Origin of the sequence: Desulfovibrio sp. (assembly GCF_035644575.1) — a bacterium.
In the GTDB taxonomy this organism is placed as follows: Bacteria; Desulfobacterota; Desulfovibrionia; order Desulfovibrionales; family Desulfovibrionaceae; genus Desulfovibrio.
The window spans coordinates 1-15236 of the sequence record NZ_DASQOG010000158.1 but is presented as its reverse complement, the minus strand read 5'-3'; the positions used below and the strand labels follow the sequence as shown (position 1 = coordinate 15236).

Below are 15236 nucleotides of genomic sequence, written 5' to 3'. Positions count from 1 at the left end.
CCAGTGCGCCCTCTGCGCTTCGTCAAACACAAAGGAAAGCTGTTTCGGCTTGTTGTTTTGCCGCAACCATTCCTGATGCAGCTCATGATAACTTTTGATGCTTATTTCGGCATTGTCAAGGTTCAGACGCTTCTCGACCCTGGCAATATCCTGCGCCCGGCCTTCCAGTTCAACCACCTGGCCAAAGGGCAGCGCGTCCAGCTCCACTTCCACGGTGTCCATGCGCCAGGGCTCGCGAACTTTTTCGTACCGGGCCGCCACCGTATAGCCCAGCCCTTCCAGAATACCCCGCAGGGCCGCGCCATCGGCAATCTCCGTTTCGCGCTCCTCGCGCACCTTGAAGCCGCCGTCTTCCGTGGCGGGCAGCTTGAGCGTGATCAGGTGGCGCGTTTTGCCCTGCCATTCCTGACTGCGCAAACGCAGCAATTTGCCGCCTGTGACCAGCGCTCCCTGAGCAGTGTCAAACACCCAGTTACATTCAAAATGCGCGCCAAGGCAATGCGCTCCGCTATCCACAAGCGTTTGACGCAGGGTTTGCAGATTCACATGCAGATATTTGCGTTCAATCTCAAGGCCCATGACTGCCGCCTTTACTTGCGATGAAACAGTTTTTGCTGCAAGGCGGCTATGGTGCTGATGCCGCCCTGCTCCGCAGCCGGGTGCACAATGGGATCAAAGCCCAGCCGCCGCGCCTGCGTGAGCCGCAAATCCTGCGCAGATACGGGCCTGACCTGCCCGTTGAGATCCACCTCGCCCCACAGCACGCTCTTTTCCGGCAGCGGCACATCATAATACGACGAAAGCACCGCAGCCACCAGCGCCAGATCAAGCCCCGGCTCGCTCAGCTTCATGCCGCCGCCCACCTTGGCGTAAATATCCACCTGACCAAAATTGAGCTTGAGCCTTTTTTCCAGCACGGCCAGCAGCAAATGCAGGCGAGCCACGTCAAAGCCAAGGGCCGCCCGGCGCGGGATGCTCAAAAATGTGCGGGAAACCAGCGCCTGCACCTCCACTGCCAGCGGGCGCTGACCGTCAACGGCCATGACCACGGCAGTGCCGGATAACGAAGGGTCGCGCTGGCCCAGAAAAAACGTGGAGGGGTCGTCCACAATCTGCATGCCCGTGGCCTCCATGCGGAAGACCAGCAGTTCCTCATTGGGGCCAAAGCGGTTTTTGAACACGCGCAACAGGCGGAACATCTGGCGGCGGTCGCCCTCAAGGGAAATAACGGTGTCCACCATGTGTTCCAGCAGGCGGGGGCCAGCCAGCACGCCGTCCTTGGTCACATGCCCCACCAGAATCAGGGTGCATGACAGGCGGCGGCAGGCTTCGAGCAATGCTGTTGCCACGGCCCGCACCTGACTGACATTGCCCGGCAGGCCGTCGGCCTCAAGACTTGTGAGGGTCTGCACCGAATCCACCACCAGCAGGGCTGGCGGCGCGGCATTGGCCGCTTCGAGTACATCCTCCACGCGGGAGGTGGCAATGGCCATCAGGTTATGATCCAGCATACCGAGGCGCTCGGCCCGCCCCTTGATCTGCGGCAGGGATTCCTCGCCACTGGCGTAGAGCACGCGCCTGCCTTGCGCTGCCACAAGCCCAGCCACCTGGAGCAGCAGGGTTGATTTGCCGATGCCCGGTTCACCGCCCACAAGAATGGCCGCACCGGGCACAAGGCCCTTGCCCAGCACGCGGTCAAGGGCTTTCAGGCCGCTGCCGTAGGGCGCATGTCCGGCGTCTTCCACATCGCGCAAGGCAATGGGTCGGCTGGAGGAATCCGTGGACGGGCGAGGCCTGTTGCCGCCGGGAGCGGATGTGGGCTGTACAGCCGCCTGAAGCGTATTCCATTCATGACAGTTGGGGCATTGCCCACGCCACTGCATGGTTTGTGACCCACAAGAAGAGCATATATAAATTTCACGTGTTTTCGACATGAATAAAGCCTACGGAAAAAGTACACAGGGCGCAAGGCGTTGGCGCTCGGGCAATGCAGCCCCCGCTGCCACTCCCCTGCAACGCTGGCGCAATAAAAAATTCCGGAGAGATTGAAACGGCAACGCCCGCTGTTGAACGGAGCCTTGTGCGGGCAACCGTGTCAACAACGGGCGATGGTATACAGCCGTAAAATTGCGGCCTGTGTCGTCAACCGAAGCAGGTGGGCATTTTCAGCCACATTCTGCTCTGGAGTATGGATAGTTGCAAACTTGGCAGTTGCCCCGGCCTAGCCCTTGGAACCACGCTTGGAGGCCTTGAGGGGGTTGACCTTCTTGGTGGAAGCTGTCTCCACCTGAATGCGGTGCTGGTTTGCGGCCACCAGAGCTTCCACATCCAGCCCGAGGGCGGCAAGCCTTTGGGGCATTTCCTTGCGCACACCGCTATAGCGGTTGCGGTCGGCAATGGGGCGCCCCACAAACTGGGGGGTGGTCAGATACAGGCCCCTGCTGTCGATGGCCAGCACAGCCTCCGTTCCATTTTCCTGAACGGTCTGGATCATCATTTCCTGCGTTGTTCCAAAACGGTTATACATGTTACCTGTTCTCCTGTATGCCTTTGCGGCGGTAAACAGTGCGGCCCGGTTGAGGGCAACAGGCTCCATTATACGAAAAAGAAATTCAAAGTCAACATGAAAAAGAAGAATATTAGCGCGTTGCGCCTTATATTGTTGCAACCATATGGATTATCAGCGCAAAACTGAACGTATGAGCACGGAAAAACGCGTAATGGATAGCAAATGAACGCGCAGTGTCAGGAATGGGGACGTACCAAACAGCCGGTATCCCCTTCAGCGCTGCAACTTCCCGCCAGTACACTACGGTTGCGTCCCTGAGCCTTGGCGCTGTACAACGCTTCATCCGCTCTTCTGAACGCCTCATCAAACGACATATCGCAACAGTTCCGCACAAGAACACCACCCAAAGAGACGGTTACAACCTTGTCCGCCCCATCTGGATGCTGGAGGCGCATATCCTCCACAGTCTTTCGGATCTTTTCCATGAGGGAAACGATCTGCCGCTCCTCTGACGCGCTGGCCAGCACGGCAAATTCCTCCCCTCCGATGCGAAAAACCCTGTCGCCCCGGCGGGACAGGCGGAGGCTCACACATCTGGCGATTTCGCGCAGAACATGGTCGCCAGCCTGATGCCCAAAAGCGTCATTCAGCCGCTTGAAATGATCGATGTCAAACAGCACCAGCGAAAAAGGCACGCCAAGCCGCAATGTCTGGGCGAACCAGGCCTCGGCCATTTCATCAAACATCCTGCGGTTGAGCAGCCCTGTCAGGGAATCATGCTGCGCCTGAACCCGCAAGGTATCATTAAGTTTTTGCAAGGTGTTGCGCAGATATCTGTCGCGCAGCAGGTTCACGGTGGTACCGATTATGACCGCAAAACCAAGCACAAAAAAAATAAACGTGGTGGCAAGATGCATGCGGAAGCTTTCCGCAAGGTCGGCCAGCAGAGGTGCAAGGTTCTCAAAGCCGTACACGCTGAGCCCTTCTTTACTTATGCGTACCGTCTTGCACAAGTAGGGCGGGCCACCGGGGCTGAGCTCCCATGCATCGTAGCCGTCCACATCCACTTTATGCAGATACACGAGTTCAAGACTTTCGCGCTGATAGCGGAGCAGACTCTTGGCCGGGGCAAGCAAAGCGGCACTCTCTCCAGGCACCACGCGCAGCATGTTCCCCGGCGAATCGGAGAGCACAACTACGCCCGCGTTGTCCGTAACAAAGCCCGTGGGCAGGTAAAGCTGCTGCGCAAGCGTGGCCGTATCAACCTTGAGCACTGCCACGCCAAGATAGCCATCAGGCCCGCTGACAGGCGCAGAAAAATGAAAACCGGGAATTGTTGAAACCCGCCCTACAACAAACTGTACGGAACTTTCGCCAGCCATGGCGCGGATAAAATAATCACGGTCGGCAAGATTAACGCCAAGGAGATTTTTGGGCATTCCGGCATCGTTGGAAGCAACGCACACGCCGTTTTTATCAAGCAGGAACGCACGGTGCAGCCGGAGCGTGTCCCCCACGCTCTGCAGGTAGCGGGTGCATTCCGCAAAATCCCCTTCTCCCTTCAGAGCGGCAATGATGCGTGAGTCTGTAGCCAGCAGTACAGTGAGTTTTCTTATTGTATCAAATTTAAGGTCTGCCATTTCAGCAACACGCTGAACACGTTGCGACAGGGAATATTCTGCTTCATCAATTGCAACTGTCAAACTTTCTGAACGCCAGTGTAATGCGACAAGCAGTGCAAACAATGCAGCAACAGGAAGTGACAAAGACCAAAGCAAAAATATTGCTCTAGTTGGGCGTTCTTCAATTTGCGTTCTGAGTAGTCCGAACAGTGATTTCATATACAAAAAGCCATATTCACAAGCCATATTCCCTTGCGTCTGTCGTAAAGAAAATTTCCTCCAGCACCTTCATCAATTTATGCGCGCTTGGCAACTAAAAATACAACGGTTGCGCATAAAAATTTTCATAACCACAGTAAAACAATTACATTTGATATTTACAGTTTTACGTAAGATTCTGAAATACTACAATCTGCTATATCAATACAACCTGTACCATCACCTTTCAGTAACGGTTTGTAATATGTAATCAACAAAACATTGCTGACTGCTGTCGGCAACTATCAGCACAAAGCACGTGAAAATTTTTTGTCATCTTTCACGCTCTGCATTATAATTACCGCAGCAGCCAGCAGCAAAAAAACAGCTATTCTTCGGTCATATTCCCGGCAAAGTGCTGCTCGGCCCACTGCGCCACGCGCCGCTGCATGTCGCCCAGTTGCGCATCGTCAAGTTCAAGCCCGGCGGCAGCGGCATAGTTGACCACATAGGCATAGGGATCAGCCTCAAACCGGTATTGATCCTTGTTATTCCGGATATTGTCAGTCATGGCCTTTTCAAGCCAGTCCATCATTTCCTGGGCCGTGGCGAACACATGCCCCCCGGCCAGTTCATTGGTTTGCTGGTACATATATCCTCCAAGGTAACGGGTTAGAGCGGGCATCCGTGCAGGAGACTGTTTTTTGCCATTTAACGGCAGTATGGCTTTTTTATCAATGCGCCCGAGCGCATGCCGATGGGCAGAAACATGACGCTGGACTTTCGGGCACTTGCACTGCATCATAGCCTGATACGGTCAGCTTGCAGGGCATGCAGCCTCTGCAAATATCTATAAGCACTTTTTCCCGACATTATACATGCTCAGTTCTACAAGTACCACAACCGACGGTTCCTCAACCGATGGACGCGCACACGCGCACCGGAAGTTCTCTTCATTGCTGTTCGACAGGCAGGACCACAAGCTCATCCAGATGGTGAACGCCTTTGTGGACGCCCGCGCGCAGGATCACGCCCTGCGCCAGCCAGAACCGGGCCTGCACCCCCACGGCATCATTGAAATGACCTCTTCGCACGGCCTGCGCCTTGCCAGCGCCGTCATCGTGCTGCTGGAAAGCCTGGAGGCCGGCGGCCCCAGCGAGAGGTTGCAGGCTCTGCGCCGCTTGCACGACGAGGTTCTGTACTCCACGCATTCTTCGCTGCAAAACAACACAGCGCGTGTGCTGGTGCAGATCATGAAAGACCTTGTGCGCTCGCACAACGATGCCAGCCACCAATTGCCCCTCGCGCACGAATTTCATCAGGCCGTGCGCGGTACGCCGCGCATTGTGCGGGCATTGCTGCGCAAATACCACCTGCTTGAAATGCCGGAGGAATGGAACCAGCACGCCTTTGACCACCACGTGCACGACGCCAATACCAAGGGCCGCAAAAATCCCACCCATCTGGTCATGGATGCGTGGATCAAGGGCATCCGCTTTTTGACGGTAATCTACTATAATACCGTTGACCCCGAAGCTGCCCAGGAACTGCTGCGCGCCGCGCGCATCATGGACATTACGGTACGCATCGGCATTGAGTTCAAGGCCACGTTCCGCGACAAGCTGGTGGAATTTACCTGGTCGCCGCTCAATACCGAAACATCCAGGGCTTTTGACAACCTGCTGCACCGCAAGGACATCACAGAAGCGCTGCGCAAGTACGCGCCCGTCAACGACTGGATGCGCGCATACGTGCTCAAGCTCCTGCGGGCCTGGAACGAGAGGCACGCCGCCTCGCTGGCTGCCCGCTGGGATATGCCCGCGCCGGAGCCTATCAAGGAAGAGGCTTTTCTTGCCTATGTGGGTCAAAAGCAGCCGTCTTCGCTGCATCTTGCCGAATTTATTTATCATCATCTCGAGCCCATGCGGCAGTTGCGCGGCGAACGCCTGCGCGAGGCCCTGACTGCGGAAACGAACCCCGCCCGGGCGGCCAAACTGCGCGAAAGCCTGACGGAGCTGACCGACATGGTGCCCGACATGCTGCGCGAAGACTGGCTCGGCCCGGAGGCCAACCCGGAAATCGTGTTCCCCTACAAGCCGCACAAGGATTTGCCCGCAATTTTGCAGCAGTCGCCGGAATTTCTGCTGGAAAACATCTATCCGCTGCATCCCTGCCAGATCGTACTCAACCTTGCCGGGCTGACGGAACAGGACGTGCTGGAACTGCTGTGGCTGGGACGTGGGCGCATTACCCACCTTGAGCTTTTTAACCTGCGCGAGTGGACTGCCGGTCAGCTTGCTCATGTGGAAGAAATCAACACCCTGCAAAGGGCCGTGAACGAGGGCAGCACCCCGAGGCTCAAGCAGGTCATCCGCAGCATTATCAGCAAGGAACCCAAGGATTCTCCGCGCATGCCCCTGTTTCAGGAAATTCTGGGGCATATACCGCAGTTGCAGGAATTTTATGCGCTTTCGCCGCTGGGTTCGCGCATCGGCACGGATTCCACCAGCCGCTCGCACCACACCCACGGCATGGGGCTTGTGTTTGTGGAAACGCTGCCCCCAAAGGCCCGTGCAGCCCTGCGCAACGAAGATAACGCCCTGCGGCTCACCCTGCCCGTGCATACGGATATTTACCGTTTCACGCACTACCATGAGCCAGCTCAGCCGCAACCATGGTGGCAGCGCCTGCTCAGGCGCATTCCCGGCCTTGGCAATCTGGGATGCCACCGGGTACGGGGCTGGGGCCTTGAAAAAAACACCACCAGCGTGGGCCATGACGGCAACCTTGTGACCCTGGGCGGCGTTGACGCCAAGGGCGTGAACCGCGAAATGCAGCAGACGCCCGGCCCGGAAAAAGGAGAAATCCCCTTCTGGTCGCCCGAATACATGAACAGCGACATTGTCAATGTTCTCAAAATCCTGGCGGGTTTTTTGCCCGCGCAGTGGGCCTTCAGCTACGTGGACGGATGGTGGGTGCTCACATGGTTTGGCGCGCTCATATGGTTTGCCATTACTGCGGTGCGCAACGTGGGGCAGGCGGTTGTGGGCGGCGGGGCCTTTACCCGCTCTGTGCTTGTGCCATGGAAACGCTATGTGAGCTGGAGCCGCATGGCTGATTCACTGTTCTACACGGGGGTATCCGTGCCATTGCTTGAAGTGGTGGTGCGCCTGTGGCTCTTGCAGGACTTCATGGGCCTGACCGTGCAGGACAACGCGCTTGCGGTCTATACGGTCATAGCCATGATCAACAGCGCCTATATTTCAGGGCACAACATTTACCGTGGCCTGCCCAAGGAAGCCATAGTCGGCAACCTTTTTCGCAGCGCGCTTTCCATTCCGCTGTCCATGCTCATGGGGCAAGGCTTGCTGCTCTGCTTTACCGCAATGCACCTGCCTGATCCCATAAGCCTTATGCAGAACTGCGCGGCCATTGTTTCCAAGTGTTCGTCCGATATGGTGGCCTCCATCATCGAAGGTTTTGCCGACCGCAACATGTATCTGCGCATGCGGCAATGTGATTACGACAGCAAGTTTACGCAGATATACAAAAGTCTTGCGCGGCAGGAACTGCTGTTCCCGAGCAAAGACCTTGAAACAATGCTGCAAGACCCTGCGGAATACTGGCGCATGCTGTACGGCAAAGAGCGCGCAGCAGCGCGGCAAATAGTAACGCACCTTCTGGACATGATGTACATGTGGTATTATCAGCCCCGCGCCCGGGAGGTATTCTGGCGCAAGCTGTGCGCCCTGCCGCAGGAGGAACGGCGCATTGTCATTGGCATGCACGCCCTGCTCTCGCTTGAAAGGGAAATCAGCACTCTCATTCTTGAGGGCCTGCTGAAAAAGGATTTTGCCCGCGCACTGGCCTTTTATCTGCAAAACAACAGGACGTATGTGAAGGAACTTCGCCGCGAGGCGCAGTCAAAACTGGGCGCATGCCCCTGCCTGTGCTGATCCTGCATGGGCCAAGGCAAGAATAAGAGACCGACATCCGTGCAGGTCGAGCTTGACTGCGCGCCCTGCCTCCGGTAGTGCTCCTTGCCCAAAGTATTAAGCGCGGTTACACCGCAGAGAAAAAGGCATCCGGAACGGGGTCAAACTCAACCTGTTTGATTTGTTTGATTTTTTATTTTTTTACAAAAAAAAGTAAAAAAATCAGTCCAAACCCCTTTTCAAGCTCCGAGCGCGTCTTATTTCTATGCCGGTGCGGAACTGAAGCGAAGTGTAACTGGCTTCGGTTTATAACGCGCAATATTTCCAGCGCGGCCACAGCGATGCGGCCGCTGCTGCGTCCTAAATGGACAATAATAATATCATTTCCGGGAGGATTTGACGTCATGAAGCTGAAGCCCCTTAACGACCGTGTGCTGGTCAAACGCCTTGAATCCGAAGAAAAGACCGCTGGTGGCCTGTTTATCCCTGATACGGCCAAAGAAAAGCCTTCCAAGGGTCAGGTTGTTGCTGCCGGTCCCGGCAAAGCTGGGGAAAATGGCGAACGCGTCGCTCTGGCTGTCAAAGCGGGCGACATGGTGCTGTTCAACAAGTATGCCGGCACCGAAGTCAAGCTGGACGGCGTTGATCACCTTGTGATGCGCGAAGAAGACATTCTCGCCATTATTGACTAACTCCCACTGCTGCCGAATTATATTTCAGGAGGAAAATTTCCAATGTCCGCTAAAGAAATTCTTTTTGACGTTAAAGCCCGTGAAAAACTTGCCCGTGGCGTCGACAAGCTCGCCAATGCCGTTAAAGTGACCCTCGGCCCCAAGGGCCGCAATGTTGCCATTGAAAAGTCCTTTGGCGCTCCCGTCATCACCAAGGACGGCGTGACCGTGGCCAAGGAAATCGAACTGACCGACAAGTTCGAAAACATGGGCGCCCAGCTCGTCAAGGAAGTGGCCTCCAAGACCTCTGACGCCGCTGGCGACGGTACCACCACCGCCACCATTCTGGCCCAGGCCATCTACCGCGAAGGCACCAAGCTTGTGGCCGCCGGCCGCAACCCCATGGCCATCAAGCGCGGCGTGGACAAAGCTGTTGAAGCCCTGATCGCCGAACTTGCCAACCTGGCCAAGCCCACCCGCGACCAGAAGGAAATTGCCCAGATCGGCACCATTTCCGCCAACTCCGACGCCACCATCGGCAACATCATCGCCGAAGCCATGTCCAAAGTGGGCAAGGAAGGCGTGATCACCGTTGAGGAAGCCAAGGGTCTGGAAACCACCATGGACGTGGTGGAAGGCATGCGCTTTGACCGTGGCTACCTCTCCCCCTATTTCGTGACCAACACCGAAAAGATGGTCTGCGAAATGGACAATCCTTACATCCTCTGCACCGAGAAGAAAATCTCCAGCATGAAAGATATGCTGCCCGTGCTTGAGCAGGTTGCCAAGGTGAACCGTCCGCTCATGATCATCGCTGAAGACGTGGAAGGCGAAGCCCTTGCCACCCTGGTGGTCAACAAGCTGCGCGGCGCCCTGCAGGTTGTGGCTGTGAAGGCCCCCGGCTTCGGCGACCGCCGCAAGGCCATGCTCCAGGATATCGCCGTGCTGACCGGCGGCCAGGTGGCTTCTGACGACACCGGCTCCAAGCTTGAAAGCATGACCCTTGCCGAACTTGGCACCGCCAAGCGCATCGTCATCGACAAAGAAAACACCACCATCGTTGACGGCGCTGGCAAGGGCGACGACATCAAGGCCCGCGTGAAGCAGATTCGCGCCCAGATCGAAGACAGCACCTCCGACTACGACCGCGAAAAGCTCCAGGAACGCCTGGCCAAGCTCGTGGGCGGCGTGGCCGTTGTGCATGTGGGCGCTGCCACTGAAGTGGAAATGAAGGAAAAGAAAGACCGCGTTGAAGACGCTCTGAACGCCACCCGCGCTGCCGTTGAAGAAGGCATCGTGCCTGGCGGCGGCACTGCGCTGATCCGCGTTTCCAAGGTGCTGAACGACATCAAGCCCGCCGACGACGACGAACTTGCTGGCGTGAACATCATCCGCCGCTCCATTGAAGAACCCCTGCGCCAGATCGCCCACAATGCCGGCTTTGAAGGCTCCATCGTGGTCGAAAAGGTTCGCCTGGGCAAGGACGGCTTCGGCTTCAACGCCGCCACCGGCGAATACGAAGACCTCATCAAGGCTGGCGTTATCGACCCCAAAAAGGTTACCCGCACGGCCCTGCAGAACGCCGCTTCCGTGGCCTCCCTGCTGCTGACCACCGAATGCGCCATTGCTGAAAAGCCCGAACCCAAGGGTGCGGCTCCTGCCATGCCCGACATGGGCGGCATGGGTGGCATGGGTGGCATGGGCGGCATGTACTAAGCCAGCCCTACGGCTCATACGTTTGAATGAAAAAGGCTCTCGCGAAAGCGAGAGCCTTTTTGTTGCGTTGACGAAGTCGGCGCAACCAGAAAACAGGAGCAGGCTGCGGCTTGCCCGCGCCAGTAAGCGACTGGTTTCTGTGCTTGCAAAGTCCGCAACGCGGCTTTGTCCTGTGTAAGCCCTCTCGCGAAAGCGAGAGCCTTTTTGTTACGTTGACGAAGTCGGCGCAACCAGAAAGCAGGAGCATGCTGCGGCTTGCCTGGTCAGGCAATGCCCAGGTATTTGCCGCTCTCCCCTCAAAAAATCAGTTTGATACCTTCCGCGCTTCGGGGTTGAGGCAGTTGGCGGGCAGCTTGCCGTCCAGCGCTGCAAAAATCTTTTCAGCGCTGCTGCGCCCCATATTTCTGAATCCGTCCATGGTCGCCGCTCCCTTGTGCGGCGTCACCAACACATTGGGCAGATCGCAGAGAGCAGGAAGCACCTGCGGTTCATTTTCAAACACGTCCAGCCCTGCCCCTGCTATCACGCCGTTTTTCAGGGCACTGGCAAGGGCGGCTTCGTCCACAACCTTACCACGCGCGGTATTGATGAGGATGGCATGGGGCTGCATGAGTTCAAGCTCCCTGCTGCCGATATATTTTTCCGTTTCCGGCGTCAGCGGCATGTGCAGGCTGACAAAGTCGGACTGCCGCAGCAGATCATCCTTGCTGACATAGCGCGCGCCCGTGCTCGCCTCAAAGTCCTCGTTGCGGTGCCGCGCGGTGTAGAGCAGCGACATGCCAAAGCCTGCGGCCCGGGCGGCCACGGCTTGGGCAATGCGCCCGCTGCCCACGAGGCCCAGCGTTTTGCCCGATACCCGCAAGCCCAGGTTGACAGTCATGGGCCAGGGCTTTTCCCCGCTGCGCACAAAAGCATCGCAGTCGCGCAGTTTGCGCGCCACGCCGAGCATGAGCGCAAAGGCCATATCAGCAGTGTCATCAGTGACAAAGCCTGGGTTGTGCGTCACCCATATGCCGTTGCGGGTGGCGGCGGCAATATCCACATGATCAAAACCAACGCCAAAGCAGGAAATAATCTTGCAGGTCGGAGCCATGGCATCAATAACATCTGCGGGCAAGGCCACCACCGGAGAAAGAACGCCATCGCAGCCGCGCACCGCTTCAACCAGTTTTTCGTGCGGCAAACCGCCGCCGGGGCCCATCTCCACATCACAGCGGGTTTGCAGCAATTCAAGGGCCTCGGGCACCACCGTGCGCGGAACAAAAATTCTTGGTCTACTCATGAACTCTACTCCAGAATACGAAAAGCTTCGGACAAACAGAGGCACTACCCGCCGGGTAATCCAGCGCAGTCACCTGCTTTTGTAGTAAACAGCTAGGAATACGTTGGCAAGGAAGATGAAGGGGCTGGCACAGGCCGCACTCGGTACAAAGACAGAACCAGCGCAGCAGGACCGCCTGAAGGACAGCACCGCAAGCGCGTGCTGAAAAAAGCTTAACAGCCCGGCGGCAACGGCCTGTCGAGCAGCGAGGCCATGTCGCCGCCCAGTTTTTCCCTTAAGGCTGCGGCGCGCTCCTGCTCCAGCATGATCATGTCCACTTGCCGGGTGTGGATGAGCAGGTAGCCGAGCATGCGGGTTTTTTGCAGGATATCGGCAGCAGGGAAGTTTTCCGCCACGGCAAAGAGCGAGTCGTCCTTCACGTCAGCGCGGAAGCCGTGCGCCTCCAGCAGGTCGGCCACCATGCGGGCGCGCAGGCGGCGGCGCTGGCGGTCGGCGGCCCCGCCCTTGAACTGGAAGCTCACAAAATTTTCATGATTATTTGCGCCAGCCAGGCTTTCCACCGTGCAGAAGTGGTAGCCGTAGCGGGCCTGCAAAATCATGTAATTATCAGAAATGATAAAAAAGTTTTTGTTGGACATGGCATTGGGCGCTGTGCTTTCCAGATCGGGATTCATGGTGCTTTCAAGCATCACGCTCATGAAGCCCGAGGCGCTTGCCGCTGGCGGCCCGGCCCAGGGCACGGCCACCATGCCGTCCCACAGCGCCAGCATGGGCGTACTGGCAATATCGGCGATATCCACCACCGCGCCGCCCACATGCCGCCTGAAACCGCCGCCCATGTCCACAATCCAGTACTGAAGCTTGACCCCGGCCTTGAGCTGCTTGCCCATGCGCTGGTTGACGTCCGAGCCTTCCTCAAACATGAGCTGCACGGATTTTTCGTGGCAAAAGCGGGTGATGTCGTGCAGGGTCTGGCAATGCTCCGGCGCAAACTCCGGTGATTCCGGGTCCAGCAGATGCAGGGGAACCATCAGGGTCGCCAGGGCTTCAAGCCGCTGATGCACCGGGCTGCCTTCCATAAGATTGGGCGGCTCCGACATATGGGCGGCAAGCTCGGGATTCAGCCCCGCAAATACGGCGCAGCGCACGGCATCCAGCGTGGCGTCCCCGGCATTGTCCAGCAGGCTACAGGCATTGGGCAGGCTGAACACGGCTGGCAGGCGGTACTCGCGCGCCACAGAGGCCAGATGCCCTGCCATGCCGCCCGTTTCGCTGACCATGCCAGACGCGCGCGAAAGCAGGGGCGCCCAGCGGGGCAAGGCCCGTTCGACCACCAGAATGCCGCCCTTGGGGAAGGAAAGCATGTCCGCTTCCTTACGGGCAACAAACACAGGCCCCATGCCCACGCCGGGGCTTACGGCAACGCCGCCGCAAGCCAGCATGGAAAGGCCTTCGGGCAGATTTTCCGCCAAAATTTTACACTCGCCAAGCCCCACCGCTGCGCCGTCAGCAACATCGGCGCGGTTTTCCGTGGCGGCATCCGCCTCGTGCAGGGGGCGACTTTGCAGCACCACAATACGCCCATTGCGGGAATCAAGCGCCCACTCCACATCCTGCGGCTCGGCGTAGTATTCTTCCAGCGCCAGCGCCACCTGGGCAAGGTCTGCGGCCTGCGCATCGGTGAGGCTGGCTGGCACGCCTGCAAGCCCGGCGAGAGTCTTGCTTATGGGCTGCGGCGGATTGGTGCGGGTAAAAATAAAAACATCGGGGGTCACCGCGCCGTCCACTACGGCCTGGGGCAGGCCCGGCACGGCATTGAGCAGCACCTGCTCCTGCCCGCGCGCGGCAGCCACAGGATCACGGCTGTAGGCCACACCGCCAGCGGCGGCTGGCACCATGGCAAGCACACCCACGCACATGGGCGCAGCATCGTCAGGGATACCGTGCTGATACCGATAGCTCATGGCTGTCACGGCATACTTGCTGGCGATAATTTCTTTCCAGACTTCGCAGGCTTCTTCCGGCGGCACGTTAAGTTCGGAGCGGTACTGCCCGGCAAAGGAGACACCCAGTGAATCTTCGCCCACGGCGCTGCTGCGCAGGGCAAGGGCAAGGCCCGGCCCGGCCCGGCGCTGCATGGCGGCCACGGCCTCGGTAATTTCCTGCTCCAGCTCCGGCGGCAGGGGCGCGCTGAGCACGGCCTGCTGCAAGGCCGCAGAAAGGCTGAAAACTTCATCCAGACTGTGCATATCCGTAGCCTGAATGCGGCGGTTCAGTTCACTGTGCAGGCCGCTGTATTCCATAAAGCGGTAGTAGGCGCTGACCGTCACGGCAAAACCGTCCGGCACATCCAGCCCCGCGTGGGCCGCCACTTCGCCCAGATTGGCCATCTTGCCGCCCACAAGGGTAATGTGGTGCAGGCGAATATCGCCAAGCGGCATGATATTGGGGCCGTCCTGATGCGGCTGATCTTCAAGCAGATTCTGCATCTGCCCACGAATGCGGTCAAAAGCCTGCTGCAAAGGCTCGTAGCCTTCATCTGAAAGCGCGTTGAGGTCGCGCACCATCTGAAAAACCGCCGTCACGGCGCGAGTGCTCACGGCGTGCACGTAATCCATGCCAAAAGGCCGCGCGCCGGAGAGGTGCTCCTCCACATCGCTCATGGCCTCAAGGGCTGTCTTGTTGGACGACAGCAAGCGGCGGAAGCGCGCGCAACGCTCCCGCAGGTGGGCCTTGAAAGCCTCCTCACGGGCAAGCTGTTCCGCATCCGGCTCATCAGAGCCATCGCGCCCCAGCCATTTTCGCAGGCAGTCGAGCACCGTCATGTCACATAGCGGACCGGGCCGCTTCCTCCATCTTGATGATCAGCTCGCTGATGGCCACGGGCTTGAGCATGTAGTCATACGCGCCCAGATCAAGCCCCTGCACGGCCACGCCCATGCAGGCATGCCCCGTAAGCAGGATAACGGGCAGATTGGGGGCTTTTTCCTTCATATGGCGCAGGGTTTCCAGACCATCCATGCCGGGCATGCGCACATCCATGACCACAATCTGGAACATCTCGCCCGATTGCAGGGCCTGATCCAGCAGATCAAGGGCCGACTGACCATCGGGCGCGGTTACAACTTCCATACCTCGCCGGGTAAGGCGTTTTTCCATCAATTCCAGAAATTCCACTTCGTCGTCCACAAACAATGCGCGCATGGAGGCCTCCTTCATATGGCAGCATGCCCCATTGGGGCCGCCTAGTGGTATTATGCTTCTGCGCTTTCTTCAGGCGCGAGCTGCGGCGGTTCCGCAGGC

General features: G+C 58.0%; 11 protein-coding genes. 3 read left to right on the top strand and 8 right to left on the bottom strand.

Going from position 1 to position 15236, the window contains the following annotated elements; genetic code table 11:
• From VEZ52_RS09175 to VEZ52_RS09155, 5 genes are all read right to left on the bottom strand, one after another.
• Positions 1–579, bottom strand: a 579-nt coding sequence (locus VEZ52_RS09175; RefSeq protein WP_324836559.1) for a class IV adenylate cyclase, incomplete at its 3' end; no start/stop codon positions are given.
• 11 nt (positions 580–590) lie between these two features.
• On the bottom strand, positions 591–1934 hold the full coding sequence (gene radA / locus VEZ52_RS09170) for a DNA repair protein RadA (protein WP_324836558.1): 1344 nt from the start codon (positions 1932–1934) through the stop codon (positions 591–593).
• 287 nt (positions 1935–2221) lie between these two features.
• Positions 2222–2527, bottom strand: coding sequence for a hypothetical protein (locus VEZ52_RS09165; RefSeq protein WP_324836557.1), 306 nt, complete (start codon positions 2525–2527; stop codon positions 2222–2224).
• 218 nt (positions 2528–2745) lie between these two features.
• On the bottom strand, positions 2746–4149 hold the full coding sequence (locus VEZ52_RS09160; protein ID WP_324836556.1) for a diguanylate cyclase: 1404 nt from the start codon (positions 4147–4149) through the stop codon (positions 2746–2748).
• A gap of 568 nt (positions 4150–4717) precedes the next feature.
• Complete coding sequence (locus VEZ52_RS09155) at positions 4718–4981, bottom strand: hypothetical protein (protein WP_324836555.1); 264 nt, start codon at positions 4979–4981, stop codon at positions 4718–4720.
• 226 nt (positions 4982–5207) lie between these two features.
• Here VEZ52_RS09155 and VEZ52_RS09150 point away from each other — a divergent pair, with 226 nt between their 5' ends.
• The 3 genes from VEZ52_RS09150 to groL all read left to right on the top strand — a co-directional run bounded on the left by VEZ52_RS09150 (position 5208) and on the right by groL (position 10651).
• On the top strand, positions 5208–8285 hold the full coding sequence (locus VEZ52_RS09150; RefSeq protein ID WP_324836554.1) for a hypothetical protein: 3078 nt from the start codon (positions 5208–5210) through the stop codon (positions 8283–8285).
• Between the two features lie 383 nt (positions 8286–8668).
• On the top strand, positions 8669–8956 hold the full coding sequence (gene groES, locus VEZ52_RS09145) for a co-chaperone GroES (protein ID WP_022659228.1): 288 nt from the start codon (positions 8669–8671) through the stop codon (positions 8954–8956).
• Positions 8957–8998: 42 nt separating this feature from the next.
• Positions 8999–10651, top strand: coding sequence for a chaperonin GroEL (groL, locus tag VEZ52_RS09140; protein WP_324836553.1), 1653 nt, complete (start codon positions 8999–9001; stop codon positions 10649–10651).
• Positions 10652–10955: 304 nt separating this feature from the next.
• Here the strand turns inward: groL and VEZ52_RS09135 are convergent, their stop codons facing one another.
• The 3 genes from VEZ52_RS09135 to VEZ52_RS09125 form a co-directional block, all read right to left on the bottom strand.
• Positions 10956–11933 carry a D-glycerate dehydrogenase gene (locus VEZ52_RS09135; protein ID WP_324836552.1) on the bottom strand — a complete coding sequence of 326 codons (978 nt, stop codon included), beginning with the start codon at positions 11931–11933 and terminating at the stop codon, positions 10956–10958.
• Between the two features lie 212 nt (positions 11934–12145).
• A complete protein-coding gene (locus VEZ52_RS09130) occupies positions 12146–14758 on the bottom strand; it encodes a PEP/pyruvate-binding domain-containing protein (protein ID WP_324836551.1) in 2613 nt (870 codons plus the stop codon).
• 1 nt (position 14759) lies between these two features.
• Complete coding sequence (locus VEZ52_RS09125) at positions 14760–15137, bottom strand: response regulator (protein ID WP_192112020.1); 378 nt, start codon at positions 15135–15137, stop codon at positions 14760–14762.
• Between the last annotated feature and the right edge of the window lie 99 nt (positions 15138–15236).

Bases quoted from the DNA above. Each gene is read 5' to 3' on its own strand.
- VEZ52_RS09160 (WP_324836556.1), bottom strand. From the start codon at position 4,149: ATGGCAGACCTTAAATTTGATACAATAAGAAAACTCACTGTACTGCTG.
- VEZ52_RS09155 (WP_324836555.1), bottom strand. From the start codon at position 4,981: ATGTACCAGCAAACCAATGAACTGGCCGGGGGGCATGTGTTCGCCACG.
- VEZ52_RS09150 (WP_324836554.1), top strand. From the start codon at position 5,208: ATGCTCAGTTCTACAAGTACCACAACCGACGGTTCCTCAACCGATGGA.
- groES (WP_022659228.1), top strand. From the start codon at position 8,669: ATGAAGCTGAAGCCCCTTAACGACCGTGTGCTGGTCAAACGCCTTGAA.
- radA (WP_324836558.1), bottom strand. From the start codon at position 1,934: ATGTCGAAAACACGTGAAATTTATATATGCTCTTCTTGTGGGTCACAA.
- VEZ52_RS09125 (WP_192112020.1), bottom strand. From the start codon at position 15,137: ATGCGCGCATTGTTTGTGGACGACGAAGTGGAATTTCTGGAATTGATG.
- VEZ52_RS09135 (WP_324836552.1), bottom strand. From the start codon at position 11,933: ATGAGTAGACCAAGAATTTTTGTTCCGCGCACGGTGGTGCCCGAGGCC.
- VEZ52_RS09130 (WP_324836551.1), bottom strand. From the start codon at position 14,758: ATGACGGTGCTCGACTGCCTGCGAAAATGGCTGGGGCGCGATGGCTCT.
- VEZ52_RS09165 (WP_324836557.1), bottom strand. From the start codon at position 2,527: ATGTATAACCGTTTTGGAACAACGCAGGAAATGATGATCCAGACCGTT.
- groL (WP_324836553.1), top strand. From the start codon at position 8,999: ATGTCCGCTAAAGAAATTCTTTTTGACGTTAAAGCCCGTGAAAAACTT.